Raw genomic sequence first — 16,271 nt, forward strand, 5'->3', positions numbered from 1 at the left:
GGACTCGTCCCGTAGTCCCAGGACCCTGGTTCTTTTGTCCCAAAAGTCCGATTTGGCAAGGTTTTTCCTTGCCCTTTCGTCGGGCCCGGGTATTGGCTGGAAGGCGACTGCGTGACCTCTCCGACCCACTCCGGAAGGCTCGACCAGTGAGTGTGCAAACCGCCACCGGTCATGAGGACGCGGACAGCCGGCGCTGGTGGGCGCTGGCCGTCATCGCCGTCGCCCAGCTCATGATCGTCCTCGACATCACCATCGTGAACATCGCACTGCCGTCCGCCCAGCGGGACCTGGGCATATCCGACGCCGACCGGCAGTGGGTGATCACCGCCTACACGCTGGCCTTCGGCGGCCTGCTGCTGCTCGGCGGACGGCTGGGCGACCTCTTCGGCCGCAAGCGCGTCTTCATCATCGGACTGCTCGGCTTCGCGCTGGCCTCCGCCCTCGGCGGCGCGGCGGTCGACCCGACGATGCTGTTCGGTGCCCGTGCCCTCCAGGGCGCGTTCGGCGCCCTGCTCGCCCCGTCCGCGCTGGGGCTGCTCTCCACCACGTTCTCCGACCCGAAGGAGCGCAGCACGGCCTTCGGCATCTTCGGCGCGATCGCCGGCGGCGGCGCCGCGATCGGATTCATCGCCGGCGGGCTGCTGACCGAGTACCTGAACTGGCGCTGGTGCCTGTTCGTCAACACCCCGATCGCCATCGCCACCGCCTTCGCTGCGGTCTCCGTGCTCCAGCGCGACCACGTCGGCAAGGGGCGCCGGGTCCGGCTGGACCTGCCCGGGGCCCTGCTGGGCTGCGGCGGCCTGCTCGCGATCGTCTTCGGCACCTCCGAGGCCGTGACCCGGGGCTGGGCCGACGCCCTGGTGCTCGGCTCGCTGTTCCTGGGCGTGGCGCTGCTCGCGATGTTCGTCCTGGTCGAGCGCCGCACCGCGCACCCGCTGCTGCCGGTGCACATCGTCGCGGACCGCAACCGCGGCGGCGGCGCGCTCTCGGTCGGCCTGGCCATGGTCGGCATGTTCGGCCTGTTCCTGTTCCTGACGTACTACCTGCAGGCCATCAAGCACTTCTCGCCGATCGTCTCCGGCCTCTCCTTCCTGCCCATGACGGCCGCCATCGTGATCAGCTCGACGGGCATCGCGGCCCGCCTGATGACCAGGGTGCCGTCGCGGAACCTGATCGCACCGGGACTGCTGCTCGCCGGGGCCGGCATGGCCTGGCTGACCCAGATGAAGGTGGACAGCCCGTGGGCCGGCATGGTGCTGCCCGCCGAACTGCTGCTCGGCTTCGGCATGGGCCTGGTGTTCATGCCGTCGATGAGCCTGGCCACCCTCGGGGTCGCCCGGAACGAGGCCGGAGCGGCTTCGGCCACCATCAACTCGGCCCAGCAGGTCGGCGGTTCCTTCGGTACGGCGCTGCTGAACACCATCGCGGCCAGTGCCACCGCGAGCTTCCTGGCCACCCGGATCGCCTCCGACCCGGCGGTCCAGGCCCAGGGCGCGGTGCACGGCTACGTGGTCGCGACCTGGGTGGCGATGGGCATCCTGCTGCTGGCCGCGCTGGTCGCCTTCCTGATGATCGACCACCGGCCGGCGCCCGGTGAGGCCACCTCCGTCGAGGGCGGCGCCGAAGCGGCCGCGGCGGCCCCCGCCGTACGGACCGCGGACGGGCGACCGAGCCCCCGGGAAGCGGCCATGGCCGACGTCAAGGCCAACGTCCGGGCGGGCGGCGAGGTCCGCTCGGAGGCCAGGGCGGAGCGCCCACCGACCGATTGAAAATTGCAGCAAGGTCTTGCAGTCAACCTTCGGCGCCTGCTTGACTCCTGGCCACCGTCCAGGGATCAAGGAGGCGCCGTCGTGCTGCCCGAGTCCGTGCCGTCCGAGACCGAGGCCGTGACCGGCGGCCCCGCGCCCGGGTCCGCGCCCGCCGGGTCCGTGCCGTCCGCCACCACCGCGCCGGCGATCGACCTGCTCGTGGTCGGCGGAGCCGGTGTGGACACCGTCGTCCGGGTCGAGCGGCTGGAGATCCCGCCCGGCGACTCGCAGTCCGTCAGACCGGTGCACGACTACGTCGGCCACACCGGAAACGGCGTCGCCCTCGGCGCCCACCACCTCGGCCTGCGCACCGTCCTGCTCGACTTCCTCGGTGACGACCCGCAGGGCGACCTGGTCCGCGCCGCCTACCGGCGCCACGGCCTGCGCCTCGCCCACCTGGTGAGCCCGCACGGGACCCCGCGCGGGGTCAACCTGGTCGACGCCGCCGGCCGCCGGTTCTCCTTCTACGACGGCCGGCACCCCGCCGACCTGCGGCTGCCGCGGGACTTCTACCTCCCGTACGCCGAGCGCAGCCGGCACGTCCACCTCTCCATCACCGGCGTCAACCGGGACATGTACGGCGACCTGCACCGGCTCGGCCGCACCACCTCCACCGACCTGCACGACTGGGACGGCGCCGACCCGCACCACCGCGACTACGCGTTCGGCTCCGACCTGGTCTTCCTCTCGGTGGCCGGCTGCCGCGGCCGGCACGAGGAGGTGATGCGCGCCGTCCTCGCCGGGGGCCGGGCGCGGGTGGTCGTCGCCACCGCCGGCGCCGAGGGCTGCCACCTGCTCACCCGCGAGGACGGCGTGCTCCGCCGGCTTCCGGCGGTCGACCCCGGCCGCCCGGTGGTGGACACCAACGGCGCCGGGGACGCCTTCGTCTCCGGCTTCCTGTACGCCTGGTTCCGGGGGCGTTCGCCGCTGGACTGCGCCCGGGCCGGCTCGGCCGCCGGGGCGTTCGCCTGCACCGCCGCGGGGACGCACACCGCCTTCATCGGGTCGGCCGGGCTCGACGCGGTGCTGAACGGGGGATGACGGCGGGGCGGTGCCGGGTGAGCACCGGGCGGCGGATTTCTCATCGAGCTCCAAGGCGCGGATAACGACCTTTCCAGCCGGAGGCGTCATAGTCGTTGACCGAACACCGCCACCGAACCCGGCAGGAGAGTCAGGCATGGGTCAGCACAGCCGCCAGAGGTCCCGCCGCCGACGGCTGTTGGCCCCGGCCCTGTTCGCCGCGCTGTCCGCCGTCGTGGTGGCCGTCGTGGTGACCGGGACGCACACGCTGGACCTGTCCGACGCGGCGGCCGCGGGGAAGGCCGCGCGGAGCACCCGCGCCGCGGTCGCGCCCGCCCCGACCGCCGCCGCCACGGCGCCGGCGCCGGTCGCCGATCCCGAGCCGGCCGACAGCCCGACCCCGACCGACCCGCCGGCGCCCGCGTCCGCGCCCGCTGCCCCGTCGCCCGCCGCCACCGACACCCCGACGGCCACCGCGGCCGCCACCCCCGACACCCGCGGCGTCGTCCGCGGCATCACCGCCGCCGCCCCCGCCGACGTCCGTGAAACCGACACCGTCGGCGCGCTGTTCAGCGGCAAGGTGGAGGCCGGCAACCACTTCTGCACCGCCAGCGTGCTGCACAGCGCCACCGGCAACCTGCTGCTGACCGCCGCGCACTGCCTCGACAGCACGGACGGCGTCACCTTCGCCCCCGGCTACCGCGACGGCTCGGCCCCGTACGGCACCTGGCGGGTGACCGCGATCCACACCACCACCGGCTGGTCGCAGAAGGGCGACACGGACGAGGACTTCGCGATCCTGGAGACCGCCCCCAACAACGGCCGCAAGGTCGAGGACGTGGTCGGCGGCAACCGCCTGGGCACCGACGAGCCGTTCGACGCGGCCGTCCGGCTCTACGGCTACCCCGCGGACTCCGAGACGCCCAACCTCTGCACCAACGGCACCGACCGGAAGAGCAGCTACCAGCGGGTCATCGACTGCCCGACCTACCCGTCCGGCACCAGCGGCGGCCCGTGGATCGATGTCGCCACCGGCGACGTGGTCGGTGCCATAGGCGGTTACCAGCAGGGCGGCGACAGCGACGACGTCTCGTACAGCGCCTACTTCGACCACACCATCGCGGCCCTCTACAACCAGGCCGTGGCCGCCGCGTCCTGACCCGGTCCGATCCGCCCGGCCGCCTGCCCGCGGGTCGCCCGGGCGGGCCCGGGCGGGCCCGGCCGGTGCCCACCGCAGCGGGCCCGGGACATGACGAAGGCCCAGATCCGTGGATCAACTCCACTGATCTGGGCCTCTGTTGCACTTGCTGCGAAGTGCCCCCGGTAGGATTCGAACCTACGCACCCGCCTCCGGAGGGCGGTGCTCTATCCCCTGAGCTACGGGGGCCTGTCGGCCTGTCGGTGGCTCGCGCTTCCGACGTGGAGAACACTACCAGGCCCGGGCCGCGGTCCGTGCACGGGTTTTCCCGGACGGCTGCCGGGGCGGTGACGGGGGAGGGGGAGCGGAAGTGCCCAAAGGCCGGACGGGGCGGCGGGGCCGCGGATACCCTCGGTGAGGTGTCGGGAGTGTCCGGGCGGGTCCTCGTGGTGGACGACAGCGAGGTGATCCGCCAGCTGATCAGGGTCAACCTGGAGCTCGAAGGCTTCGAGGTGGTGACCGCCGCCGACGGCGCCGAGTGCCTGGAGGTCATCCGCCGGGTGAAGCCCGACGTGGTGACGCTGGACGTGATGATGCCGCGGCTGGACGGCCTGCGGACGGCGGCCCGGTTGCGCGCGACGCCGGAGACCCGCCGGCTGCCGATCGCGATCGTGAGCGCCTGCACCCCGGCGGACCTGGACCTGGGGGAGACGGTCGGGGTGGACGGCTACCTCGGCAAGCCCTTCGACCCGGCCGATCTGGTGGCCCTGGTCCGGCGCCTGATGCGGCTCGGCGGGGGGTCCGACGGGGAGCCGGACGGGCGGCCCGGCGGGCGGCTCGGCGGCCGGCCCCGAACGTTTCGCCCTGAGCGAACAGATCGGACCGATCGCGGCTGAGACCCCGGAGCCGACGGCGCGTCGGGGCCTCCGGGCGTCTCAACCGGTAAACCGGGTGGCGGGCGGGTACCCCGTCTCGCCTACGCTTGGCGTCGTGACCCCCGCAGACCTTTCCCAGGCAATCCAGGCCGCAGTGAGCACCGCCGTCGAGGCGGGCGAGCTGGCCGTCGCCGTGCCCGAGCACGTGACGGTCGAGCGGCCCAAGAACAGGGACCACGGCGACTACGCGACCAACGTGGCCCTCCAGCTCGCCAAGGCGGCCGGCAAGCCGCCGCGAGCCGTTGCCGAGGTCCTGGCCGGGCGCCTGCGAGGGATCACCGGCGTCGCCAAGGTCGACATCGCCGGTCCGGGCTTCCTCAACATCACCCTGGACACCGCCACCGCGGGCGCGCTGGCGCGCACCGTCGTCGAGGCGGGCGAGGCCTACGGCCGCAACGACGCCCTCAAGGGCCTCAAGATCAACCTGGAGTTCGTCTCCGCCAACCCGACCGGCCCGATCCACATCGGCGGCGTCCGCTGGGCCGCCGTCGGCGACTCGCTGGCGCGCGTGCTGCGGGCCTCCGGCGCCGACGTCACCACCGAGTACTACCTCAACGACGCCGGTGTGCAGATCACCAAGTTCGCCGCCTCGCTGCAGGCCGCCGCGAACGGCCGCGAGGTGCCCGAGGGCGGGTACGTCGGCGAGTACATCGTCGACATCGCCAAGGCGCTCACCGACGCGGTCCCCGGCGTGCTCGACCTGCCCGAGGACGAGCAGCTGCAGGTCTTCCGCACCGAGGGCCTCAAGCTCATGGTGTCCGAGATCAAGCGCTCGATGGACGAGTTCGGCACCCACTTCGACGTGTGGTTCTCGGAGAAGACGCTGCACGACTCCGGCGCCGTCGAGAAGGCCATCGACCGGCTGCGCGAGCAGGGCCACGTCTTCGAGCAGGACGGCGCGGTCTTCCTGCGCACCACCGACTTCGGCGACGACAAGGACCGCGTCCTGGTCAAGGCCGACGGCGACAAGACCTACTTCGCCGCCGACGCCGCGTACTACCTGTCCAAGCGGGACCGCGGCGCCGAGGTCGCGCTCTACATGCTGGGCGCCGACCACCACGGCTACGTCAACCGCCTCAAGGCCATCTCGGCCTGCGCCGGCGACGACATGAACCACAACATCGAGGTGAAGATCGGCCAGTTCGTGAAGATGCTTCGCGACGGCGAAGAGGTCCGCATGTCCAAGCGTGCGGGCAACATCATCACGATCGACGACGTGGTCGAGTGGATCGGCGTGGACGCCGCCCGCTACACCCTGGCGCGCTCCTCCACGGACTCGACGATCACGCTGGACATCAACGTCCTGACCAGCCAGACCAACGAGAACCCGGTCTTCTACGTGCAGTACGCGCACACCCGGATGTGCGGGGTGGCGCGCAAGGCCGCCGAGCTGGGCGTGGACAAGGGCACGGCCGAGCAGTTCAAACCCGAGCTGCTTGCCACCGAGTGGGAGTCCGACGTGCTCGGCCACCTCGCCGACTTCCCGCGCGTGCTGGCCGCGGCCGGCGAGCTGCGCGAGCCGCACCGGGTCGCCGTCTACCTGGAGAAGCTCGCGGGCAAGTACCACCGCCTGTACGAGAACTGCATGTTCCTGCCCAAGGGCGACGAGGAGCTCACGGACACGCACCGGGCCCGCCTCTGGCTGGTCGAGGCGACGCGCACCGTGCTCGCCAACGGTCTCACGCTCCTGGGCGTGACGGCGCCCGAGCGGATGTAGGAACCACCCCCAAGCGCACAGCGGGGGCGGCTGACGGTCAACGGGGACCGTCGCCGCCCCTCGCCATAGGTCTCCCCGAAGGACGCACCAGCATGAGTCGTTCCGCACACCCCGCAGGCCCCCGCCACGGCGACGTCCTGCCCGAGGGCCACTACCAGGCCCCGCCCGCCGACCTGAACGCGCTGGACCCCAAGGTCTGGTCGTGCACCGTCGCCCGTGACGCCGCGGGCGTGGCCACCGTCGGCGGGATCGACGTCAAGCGGCTGGCGGCCGAGTTCGGCACCCCGGCGTACGTGCTGGACGAGGAGGACTTCCGGTCCCGGGCGCGCGCCTGGCGGGACGCCTTCGGCACCGGGGCGGACGTCTACTACGCCGGAAAGGCGTTCCTCTCCAAGGCGGTCGTGCGCTGGCTGCACGAGGAGGGCCTCAACCTGGACGTGTGCAGCGCGGGTGAGTTGGCCGTCGCGCTGGCCGCCGGGATGCCGCCGGCGCGGATCGCGCTGCACGGCAACAACAAGTCGGTGGACGAGCTCGAACACGCGGTGAAGACCGGGGTCGGGCACATCGTGGTCGACTCCTACGAGGAGATCGAGCGGCTGGCCGCGATCGCCGCCCGCCATGGCGTGCGCCAGCAGGTGCTGATCCGGATCACGGTCGGCGTCGAGGCGCACACCCACGAGTTCATCGCCACCGCGCACGAGGACCAGAAGTTCGGCCTCTCGCTCACCGGCGGTTCGGCCGCCGAGGCGGTGCGCCGGGTGCTGGCCCACGGCGACAGCCTGGAACTGCGCGGCATCCACTCGCACATCGGCTCGCAGATCTTCGACATGGCCGGCTTCGAGGTGGCGGCCCGCCGGGTGGTCGGCCTGCTGGCGCGGATCCGCGACGAGCACGGGGTCCAGCTGCCGGAGATCGACCTCGGCGGCGGCCTCGGCATCGCGTACACCAGCGACGACGACCCGCGCGAGCCGGCCGAGATCGCGGCCGCGCTGGCCGACATCGTCCGCCGCGAGTGCGCCGCCGAGAACCTGGACGCCCCCCGGCTGAGCGTGGAGCCGGGCCGGGCGATCGTCGGCCCGACGGCGTTCACGCTGTACGAGGTCGGCACCGTCAAGCCGCTGGAGGGCCTGCGCACCTACGTCAGCGTGGACGGCGGCATGTCGGACAACATCCGCACCGCGCTGTACGACGCCGAGTACTCGGTGGCGCTGGTGTCGCGCACGAGCGACGCCGAGCCGATGCTGGTCAGGGTGGTCGGCAAGCACTGCGAGTCCGGTGACATCGTCGTCCGGGACGCCTTCCTGCCCGCCGACCTGGCTCCCGGCGACCTGGTCGCGGTGCCCGCCACCGGCGCCTACTGCCGCTCGATGGCGAGCAACTACAACCACGCCCTCAGGCCTCCCGTGCTCGCCGTCAAGGACGGTGCGGCGCGGGTGATCGTCCGGCGCGAGACGGAGGAGGATCTCCTGCGTCTCGATATCGGATGACGAAATCCTTGTCTCAGATCATGGAACGACCGTAGATCCGTACGGAAAGTCCCGGAGACTGGTACGGACCGAAGTTCCCGGCGGCCCCGGAAAACCGCCGGAAATACCGAAGCAGATGAATGCAGAGCGGAGTCGGATGATGCGTACGCGCCCGCTGAAGGTGGCGTTGCTGGGTTGTGGTGTGGTGGGCTCCGAGGTGGCGCGCATCATGACGACGACGGCCGACGACCTCGCCGCTCGCATCGGCGCCCCGGTGGAGCTGGCCGGGATCGCGGTCCGCCGGGCCGGTCGGGTGCGCCCGGGCGTTCCCGAGCACCTGATCACCACCGACGCCGAGGCCCTGGTCGGCCGGGGCGACATCGACGTGGTGGTCGAGGTCGTGGGCGGCATCGAGCCGTCCAAAGCCCTGATCCTGTCCGCCTTCGAGCAGGGTGCCTCGGTGGTCAGCGCCAACAAGGCGCTGCTCGCCAAGGACGGCACCGAGCTGCACGCGGCGGCCGCCCGGGCCGGCGTGGACCTGTACTACGAGGCTGCGGTGGCCGGCGCGATCCCGCTGCTGCGTCCGCTGCGCGAGTCCCTCGCGGGCGACAAGGTGAACCGGGTGCTGGGCATCGTCAACGGCACCACCAACTTCATCCTCGACAAGATGGACACCACCGGCGCCGGCTACTCGGAGGCGCTGGAGGAGGCCACCGCGCTGGGCTATGCCGAGGCCGACCCGACGGCCGACGTCGAGGGCTTCGACGCCGCCGCCAAGGCCGCGATCCTGGCCGGCATCGCCTTCCACACCGAGGTCACCGCGGCCGACGTCTACCGCGAGGGCATCACCGAGGTGACGGCGGCGGACATCGCCTCCGCGAAGGAGATGGGCTGCGTGGTCAAGCTGCTCGCGATCTGCGAGCGGGCGGCCGACGGCGAGTCCGTCACCGCCCGGGTGCACCCGGCGATGATCCCGCTCTCGCACCCGCTGGCCTCGGTCCGGGAGGCGTACAACGCGGTGTTCGTCGAGGCCGAGGCGGCCGGCCGGCTGATGTTCTACGGCCCGGGCGCGGGCGGCTCCCCGACCGCCTCCGCGGTGCTCGGCGACCTGGTCGCGGTCTGCCGCAACAAGCTGGCCGGGGCCACCGGTCCCGGTGACTCGGTGTACACCCAGCTGCCCGCCAAGCCGATGGACGAGGTGGTCACCCGCTACCACGTCAGCCTGGACGTGGACGACCGCGCGGGTGTGCTCGCCCAGGTGGCCTCCGTCTTCGCCGAGCACGGCGTCTCCATCGACACCGTGCGCCAGCAGGGCCGCGACGGCGACGCCTCGCTCGTCGTGGTCACCCACCGTGCCACCGACGCCGCGCTGTCGGCGACGGTCGACAAGCTCCGCGCGCTGGACAGTGTGCGGGACGTGGCCAGCATCATGCGGGTCGAAGGGGAATAAGGAACAGCCATGAACGCCGTTGCCGAGAACGTCGTCCGAGGCGCGCACACCCACCAGTGGCGCGGCCTGATCGAGGAGTACCGGGACCGCCTGCCGGTCACCGCGGCCACCCCGGTGGTCACCCTGCTGGAGGGCGGCACGCCCCTGGTCCCCGCCCAGGTGCTCTCCGAGCGCACCGGCTGCGAGGTCTACCTCAAGGTCGAGGGCGCCAACCCGACCGGCTCCTTCAAGGACCGCGGGATGACGATGGCCATCTCCAAGGCCAAGGAGGAGGGTGCGCAGGCGGTCATCTGCGCGTCCACCGGCAACACCTCGGCCTCCGCCGCCGCGTACGCGGTGCGGGCCGGGATGGTGTCCGCGGTGCTCGTCCCGCAGGGCAAGATCGCCCTCGGCAAGATGGGCCAGGCGCTGGTGCACGGCGCCCGGATCCTGCAGGTCGACGGGAACTTCGACGACTGCCTCACCCTGGCGCGCGAACTGTCCGAGAAGTATCCGGTGGCCCTGGTCAACTCGGTGAACCCGGCGCGCATCGAGGGTCAGAAGACCGCGGCCTTCGAGATCGTCGACATGCTCGGCGACGCCCCCGACGTCCACGTCCTGCCGGTCGGCAACGCGGGCAACATCACCGCGTACTGGAAGGGCTACCGCGAGTACGCCGCGGACGGTCTCTCCTCGCGCACCCCGCGGATGTGGGGCTTCCAGGCCGCAGGCTCGGCCCCGATCGTGGACGGTGCGCCGGTGCTCAAGCCGCAGACCATCGCCACCGCGATCCGGATCGGCAACCCGGCCTCCTGGGACTTCGCGCTCGCCGCGCGGGACGAGTCCGGCGGCCTCATCGACAAGGTGACGGACCGTCAGATCCTTTCCGCCTACCGGCTGTTGGCCTCGCAGGAGGGCGTCTTCGTGGAGCCCGCCTCGGCCGCCTCGGTGGCCGGCCTGCTGGCCAAGGCGGAGGCCGGTCTGGTCGACCCGGGCCAGCGGATCGTCTGCACCGTGACCGGCAACGGCCTCAAGGACCCGGACTGGGCGGTGGCCGGCGCGCCGCAGCCGCAGGTCGTCCCGGTCGACCCGGAGGCCGCGGCCCGGCAACTCGGCCTGCTCGACCGGTAACGGGGCCCGACACTTCGACGGGCCGACCCTTTCGGGGGTAGGCCCGTCGAAGTTCTCCACTGACACTTCTGTGTCAATTCCGCCGAGCATTCCGATCCGATTTCGGCCCGCTCTTTGACGGGGAGGGGTGCGCATTCCGGCCAGAACCGGCAACACACCAGATCGAAGGCCCACGGGGTGTACCGCTCGGGAACCTCTCTTCGATACTCTGGGTTCGGCCGTGTGGCACATGCCCCGGGCCCGGCGCCGTCCGGGCCGCGCCGACGACTGTGGCCGCCCGCCCCGAAAGGGCCCGCGTCCCTTTCCCCCACCTTCGCAACGACGACGCGCTCCGCGCCGCCCGATTTCCCCAGGAGAGTCCACCGCATGGCCGGTCCTGCGTTCCGTGCCGCCGCCGTCCGGGTCCGGGTTCCCGCGACCAGCGCCAACCTCGGTCCGGGCTTCGACGCCTTCGGACTCGCGCTGGGTCTCTACGACGACGTGGTCGTCCGGGTCGCCGACTCCGGTCTCTCCGTCGACATCGCGGGCGAGGGCGCCGAGACGCTGCCGCGCGACGAGCGCCACCTGCTGGTCCGCTCGATGCGTGCCGCCTTCGACCGGCTCGGCGGCCAGCCGCGCGGCCTCGAACTCGTCTGCGCCAACCGGATACCGCACGGCCGGGGCCTCGGTTCCTCCTCCGCCGCCATCTGCGCCGGCATCGTGGCCGCGCGCGCGGTCACCATCGGCGGTCCGTCCGCGCTGGACGACGACGCGCTGCTGGCCCTCGCCTCCGAGCTGGAGGGCCACCCGGACAACGTCGCGGCCTGCCTGCGCGGCAACTTCACCATCGCCTGGACCGACGAGGAGTCCGCCAAGGCGGTCGCCCTGGAGCCCGCCGAGCAGGTCGTCCCGGTGGTGTTCGTCCCGGCCGGCGAGGTGCTCACCGAGACCGCCCGCGGTCTGCTGCCGAGGACCGTGCCGCTGGCCGACGCCGCGGTCAACGCCGGCCGCTCCGCGCTGCTGGTCGAGGCGCTGACCCGGCGCCCCGAACTGCTCTTCGCCGCCACCGAGGACCGCCTGCACCAGGACTACCGCGCCTCCGCCATGCCGGACAGCGCCGCGCTGGTCGGCGCGCTGCGCGCGGAGGGCGTCCCCGCGGTCATCTCCGGGGCCGGCCCGACCGTCCTGGCGCTCACCGACGAGGCGGGTGCCGACAAGGTGCTCTCCTTCGCCGGGCACCACGGCCACGGCGGCGACCCGGCGTTCGCCGCGCACCGGCTGGACGTCGACCGCGCCGGGGCCGTCGTGCTCCCGCTGGACGTCTGAGCAGCCCTGATGGGCCCGGCGTGCCGGACACGATTGGCAAGCGCAAGGCTGGGGAATGTCTGAGGGGGTCGGTAGTGTTAACCTCATTGCTGCACCAGGTGCCCTCCGGGGCTCGGTGCGCCGCGTCCCGATCCCAGCACTCCACTGCCGTGGAGTCCCGGCGATGCACGGGGCGACGATTCTCCGGGAGCCCACCGCAGCGCGTACGCAGCCTGCCTGCGCGACACGCGGCCGCATCCCGAAGCCGTGACGGCACCTGACTCCCACCCGCGGCCTCCCACCTTGAGGCCAGGACGGGCGGAGCACGGGCCACCGTCACGCGACGGGGGCCCGGGATTCGCAGGGAGCGTGGGGGTTACGCCCTCAGGGGAGGTCGACACACGACCGGCCCACGCGCCACTCAGCACCACCGTGCTTCAAGCACCGCACCTCGCAGCTCTCCCTCGACGGGCTCCCGCCATTCGAGGGACCACCGCCTCGGACCGACGCAGTCGAGCGTCGGTCAGGACAGCACAACCGGTCGCCGAGCCAGACAGGCCGACGTCCGCTCCAGGGAAGGACCCTTAGTGAGCGACTCCACCGATCTGATGGGCGCGCGCCCGGACGCCGACGCGCCGGACGCAGCCCCCGCTGCCCCGGCCCGCCGCCGCCGCAGCGCCGCCGCGGGCCTGGACGGCATGGTCCTGGCCGAGCTGCAGAAGCTCGCCGCGGACCTTGGCATCACCGGTACCGGCCGCATGCGCAAGAGCCAGCTGATCGAGACCATCAAGGAGAAGAGCGGCGGGGACCCGCTGCTCGCCGCCGGTGGCGCCCCGGCCGCCAAGCGTGCCGCCGCCAAGGCGGACGCCGAGGCCCCGGCCGAGAAGCCGGCCCGCCGCACCAAGGCCGCCGCCGCCAAGGCGGAGGCCGAGGCCCAGGCCGCCGCCGAGCCGCAGGCCCAGATCGAGATCCCGGTCCAGGCCGCCTCCGAGACCTCCGCGCCGGCCCGCACCGAGCGCACCCGCCGCCGCGCGACCTCGGCCGCCGGCGCCCCCACGGCCCCGGCCGCCGCTCCGGCCGCCGAGGCCGCCGCCGACGCCACCGTCGCGGTCGCCGAGCCGAAGCAGGCTGAGGCCCGCCCGGCCGAGACCCGTGGCTTCGAGGGCCGCGAGGACGGCCGCGAGAGCCGTCGCGACCGCCGTGAGCGCCGCGAGCGCCGTGACACCGGCGAGCGCACCGAGCGCACCGAGCGCACCGAGCGCACCGACCGCCAGGAGGGCGGCGAGGCGCAGGACGGCGACTCCCGCGAGTCGCGCCGCGACCGCCGCAACCGCCGCGAGCGCGCCGACCGCCCGGGCCAGCAGGGTCAGCAGGGCCAGCAGCAGGGCACCGGCCAGGGCGACCAGCAGGGCCGCCAGGGCCAGCAGACCCAGCAGCCGCCGGTCCAGCAGGGCGGTTACGACGACGACGAGTTCGGCGAGGGACGCCGCGGCCGTCGCGGCCGCTACCGTGACCGCCGGGGCCGTCGTGGCCGCGACGGTTTCGAGGCCGGCCCCGTCGAGACGCCGATCGGCGAGGACGACGTCCTGATCCCGGTCGCGGGCATCCTCGACATCCTCGACAACTACGCGTTCGTGCGGACCTCCGGCTACCTGCCGGGCCAGAACGACGTCTACGTCTCGCTCGCCCAGGTCCGCAAGAACGGCCTGCGCAAGGGTGACGCCATCACCGGTGCGGTGCGCCAGCCGCGCGACGGCGAGCGCCGCGAGAAGTTCAACGCGATGGTGCGCCTGGACTCCGTCAACGGCATGGACCCGGAGAGCGGCCGCGGCCGTCCCGAGTTCAACAAGCTCACCCCGCTCTACCCGCAGGAGCGGCTGCGCCTGGAGACCGACCCGGGCGTGCTGACCACCCGGATCATCGACCTCGTGTCGCCGATCGGCAAGGGCCAGCGCGGTCTGATCGTCGCGCCGCCGAAGACCGGCAAGACGATGGTGCTGCAGGCGGTCGCCAACGCGATCACCCACAACAACCCCGAGTGCCACCTGATGGTCGTCCTGGTCGACGAGCGTCCGGAAGAGGTCACCGACATGCAGCGGTCGGTGAAGGGCGAGGTCATCTCCTCGACCTTCGACCGCCCGGCCGAGGACCACACCACCGTCGCCGAGCTGGCCATCGAGCGCGCCAAGCGCCTGGTGGAGCTGGGCCACGACGTGGTCATCCTGCTGGACTCGATCACCCGCCTGGGCCGCGCCTACAACCTGGCGGCGCCGGCCTCCGGCCGCATCCTGTCCGGTGGTGTCGACTCGACCGCGCTCTACCCGCCGAAGAAGTTCTTCGGCGCCGCGCGCAACATCGAGAACGGCGGCTCGCTGACCATCCTGGCCACCGCGCTGGTCGAGACCGGCTCGCGCATGGACGAGGTGATCTTCGAGGAGTTCAAGGGCACCGGCAACATGGAGCTCAAGCTCGACCGCAAGCTCTCCGACAAGCGCATCTTCCCGGCCGTCGACGTGGACGCCTCCAGCACCCGCAAGGAGGAGATCCTGCTCGGCAGCGAGGAGTTGGCCATCGTCTGGAAGCTGCGCCGGGTGCTGCACGCGCTCGACTCGCAGCAGGCGATCGAGCTGCTCCTGGACAAGATGAAGCAGACCAAGAGCAATGCCGAGTTCCTGATGCAGATCGCCAAGACCACCCCCGGCTCCGGCGACTGACCGTAGCCGGACGGCTGTCGAAGCACGGAACCCCGGATCGCGCGAGCGGTCCGGGGTTCCGTGTGTTCGTGCCCGGGTTGTTCCAGAGTCGGGACAATTCGAGGTCTTTGGATCATGTTGTCCGATTTATTCTGGACCACATGGCCGAGTACAAGAGTGTCCCGAGTCGCCGCCGCACCGTGCTGCGGACGGCCGCCTGCGCGTTCGTCGCACTCGTCGTCCTCGGCGCCGGCGCGGCCGTCTACGCGTACGTGAAGCTCAACGACAACATCAAGAGCGTCGACATCGACGGCCGCCTCGGCGACGCCCGGCCGCCGGCCGCCACCGACGGCTCGTTCAACGTCCTCGTCCTGGGCTCCGACTCGCGCAACGGCGAGAACGGCGACCTGGCCGGCGGGGACACCGGCGACACCGCCCGCTCGGACACCGCGATGGTGCTGCACGTCAACCAGGACCACTCGCGCGCGCAGATCGTCTCGATACCCCGCGACACCCTGGTCGCCCGGCCCGACTGCGTCGACGCGAACGGCAGGACCGTCGCGGGCGCCAAGCGCGCGATGTACAACAGCGCGTTCGAGAGCGGCGGCGCGGCCTGCGCGGTCAAGGCCACCGAGCAGCTCACCGGGCTGCGGATGGACCACTACCTCCAGGTCGACTTCGCCGGCTTCGCCCGGGTCGTGGACGCGATAGGCGGGGCCACCGTGACCACCACGGTGGCCATCCACGACAAGGACAGCGGGCTCGACCTGCCGCCCGGGCAGCACCGCCTGGACGGCCGGCAGGCGCTGGCCTTCGTCCGCACCCGGCACGGCGTCGGTGACGGCAGCGACCTCGGCCGGATCGAGCTGCAGAAGCAGATGGTGAAGTCGCTGCTCCAGCAGGCCGGCGCGGCCGGACTGTTCACCGACCCGGTCAAGCTGTGGTCGCTCGGCGACACCGTGACCAAGAGCATCACCACCGACTCCGCGCTCGGCTCGGTGAACTCCCTGGTGGGACTCGTCCAGGAACTCAAGGGGATCGGGCCGGACCGGCTGGCCATGGTCACCCTGCCGGTGGTGACCGCCCCGGCCGACCCGAACCGGGTGGTCGAGCAGCAGCCGCAGGCCGACCAGCTCTGGGCGGCCCTCAAGGCCGACCGGGAGTTCCCGCAGGCGGTCGTCACCGCGCAGCCGGAGAACCCCGCCCAGGCGGCCCCCGCAGCCGCTCCGTCGGCCCCCGCACGGCCCGCGGGGAGGGCGACCGCCAAGGCCACTGCGGCGCACTGAGCAGGCCCGGAATATCCCGGAACGCGACCCGGTTTGGGAAGATGCGGCCGGTCCTGGCAGACTGGTCCGTCGGTCCCGGTTCACGTGCGGCGCCCCAGCCGCCGACCCGGTGCCCTCCCGAAACCTAGGAGAACCCCTTGAAGCCCAACGTTCACCCCGAGTACGTGGTCACCCGTGTGACCTGCACCTGCGGCGCCGAGTTCACCACCCGCTCGACCGAGACCAGTGGCGAGATCCGCGCCGAGGTCTGCTCGCAGTGCCACCCGTTCTACACCGGCAAGCAGAAGATCCTCGACACCGGTGGCCGCGTGGCCCGCTTCGAGGCCCGCTTCGGCAAGCAGCACAGCGCGAAGGCCTAGCGCTC

The 16,271-nt window shown here is 72.4% G+C and carries 12 protein-coding genes and 1 tRNA gene; 12 read left to right on the plus strand and 1 reads right to left on the minus strand.

Going from position 1 to position 16,271, the window contains the following annotated elements; translation table 11 throughout:
- Nucleotides 1-146: 146 nt before the first annotated feature.
- From AB0D10_RS10365 to AB0D10_RS10375, 3 genes are all read left to right on the plus strand, one after another.
- A complete protein-coding gene (locus AB0D10_RS10365; RefSeq protein WP_360253967.1) occupies nucleotides 147-1,769 on the plus strand; it encodes an MFS transporter in 1,623 nt (540 codons plus the stop codon).
- Between the two features lie 159 nt (nucleotides 1,770-1,928).
- Nucleotides 1,929-2,849 (plus strand): carbohydrate kinase family protein, encoded by a 921-nt coding sequence (locus tag AB0D10_RS10370; RefSeq protein ID WP_360254201.1) that lies wholly within the window; start codon nucleotides 1,929-1,931, stop codon nucleotides 2,847-2,849.
- 136 nt (nucleotides 2,850-2,985) lie between these two features.
- A complete protein-coding gene (locus tag AB0D10_RS10375; protein ID WP_360253969.1) occupies nucleotides 2,986-3,987 on the plus strand; it encodes a trypsin-like peptidase domain-containing protein in 1,002 nt (333 codons plus the stop codon).
- A 156-nt stretch (nucleotides 3,988-4,143) separates the two neighbouring features.
- Here the strand turns inward: AB0D10_RS10375 and AB0D10_RS10380 are convergent.
- A tRNA-Arg gene (locus tag AB0D10_RS10380) sits at nucleotides 4,144-4,215 on the minus strand.
- 170 nt (nucleotides 4,216-4,385) lie between these two features.
- Here AB0D10_RS10380 and AB0D10_RS10385 point away from each other — a divergent pair.
- From AB0D10_RS10385 to rpmE, 9 genes are all read left to right on the plus strand, one after another.
- Nucleotides 4,386-4,862 (plus strand): response regulator, encoded by a 477-nt coding sequence (locus tag AB0D10_RS10385; RefSeq protein ID WP_360253971.1) that lies wholly within the window; start codon nucleotides 4,386-4,388, stop codon nucleotides 4,860-4,862.
- A gap of 94 nt (nucleotides 4,863-4,956) precedes the next feature.
- The gene (argS, locus tag AB0D10_RS10390) at nucleotides 4,957-6,618 is read left to right on the plus strand and encodes an arginine--tRNA ligase (protein ID WP_360253973.1); all 1,662 of its coding nucleotides are present in this window, start codon (nucleotides 4,957-4,959) and stop codon (nucleotides 6,616-6,618) included.
- Between the two features lie 92 nt (nucleotides 6,619-6,710).
- A complete protein-coding gene (gene lysA / locus AB0D10_RS10395; RefSeq protein WP_360253975.1) occupies nucleotides 6,711-8,105 on the plus strand; it encodes a diaminopimelate decarboxylase in 1,395 nt (464 codons plus the stop codon).
- A 136-nt stretch (nucleotides 8,106-8,241) separates the two neighbouring features.
- Nucleotides 8,242-9,534 (plus strand): homoserine dehydrogenase, encoded by a 1,293-nt coding sequence (locus AB0D10_RS10400; RefSeq protein ID WP_360253977.1) that lies wholly within the window; start codon nucleotides 8,242-8,244, stop codon nucleotides 9,532-9,534.
- A 9-nt stretch (nucleotides 9,535-9,543) separates the two neighbouring features.
- Nucleotides 9,544-10,644, plus strand: coding sequence for a threonine synthase (gene thrC, locus AB0D10_RS10405; RefSeq protein ID WP_360253979.1), 1,101 nt, complete (start codon nucleotides 9,544-9,546; stop codon nucleotides 10,642-10,644).
- A gap of 366 nt (nucleotides 10,645-11,010) precedes the next feature.
- Nucleotides 11,011-11,949 carry a homoserine kinase gene (thrB, locus tag AB0D10_RS10410; RefSeq protein WP_360253981.1) on the plus strand — a complete coding sequence of 313 codons (939 nt, stop codon included), beginning with the start codon at nucleotides 11,011-11,013 and terminating at the stop codon, nucleotides 11,947-11,949.
- Between the two features lie 566 nt (nucleotides 11,950-12,515).
- Nucleotides 12,516-14,642: a transcription termination factor Rho gene (gene rho / locus AB0D10_RS10415; RefSeq protein WP_360253983.1), complete on the plus strand. Its 2,127-nt coding sequence runs from the start codon at nucleotides 12,516-12,518 to the stop codon at nucleotides 14,640-14,642.
- A gap of 140 nt (nucleotides 14,643-14,782) precedes the next feature.
- The gene (locus AB0D10_RS10420; protein WP_360253985.1) at nucleotides 14,783-15,907 is read left to right on the plus strand and encodes an LCP family protein; all 1,125 of its coding nucleotides are present in this window, start codon (nucleotides 14,783-14,785) and stop codon (nucleotides 15,905-15,907) included.
- Nucleotides 15,908-16,044: 137 nt separating this feature from the next.
- Complete coding sequence (gene rpmE, locus AB0D10_RS10425) at nucleotides 16,045-16,266, plus strand: 50S ribosomal protein L31 (RefSeq protein WP_030057539.1); 222 nt, start codon at nucleotides 16,045-16,047, stop codon at nucleotides 16,264-16,266.
- Nucleotides 16,267-16,271: the final 5 nt, after the last annotated feature.

This window comes from Kitasatospora sp. NPDC048545 (assembly GCF_040651155.1).
In the GTDB taxonomy this organism is placed as follows: Bacteria; Actinomycetota; Actinomycetes; order Streptomycetales; family Streptomycetaceae; genus Kitasatospora.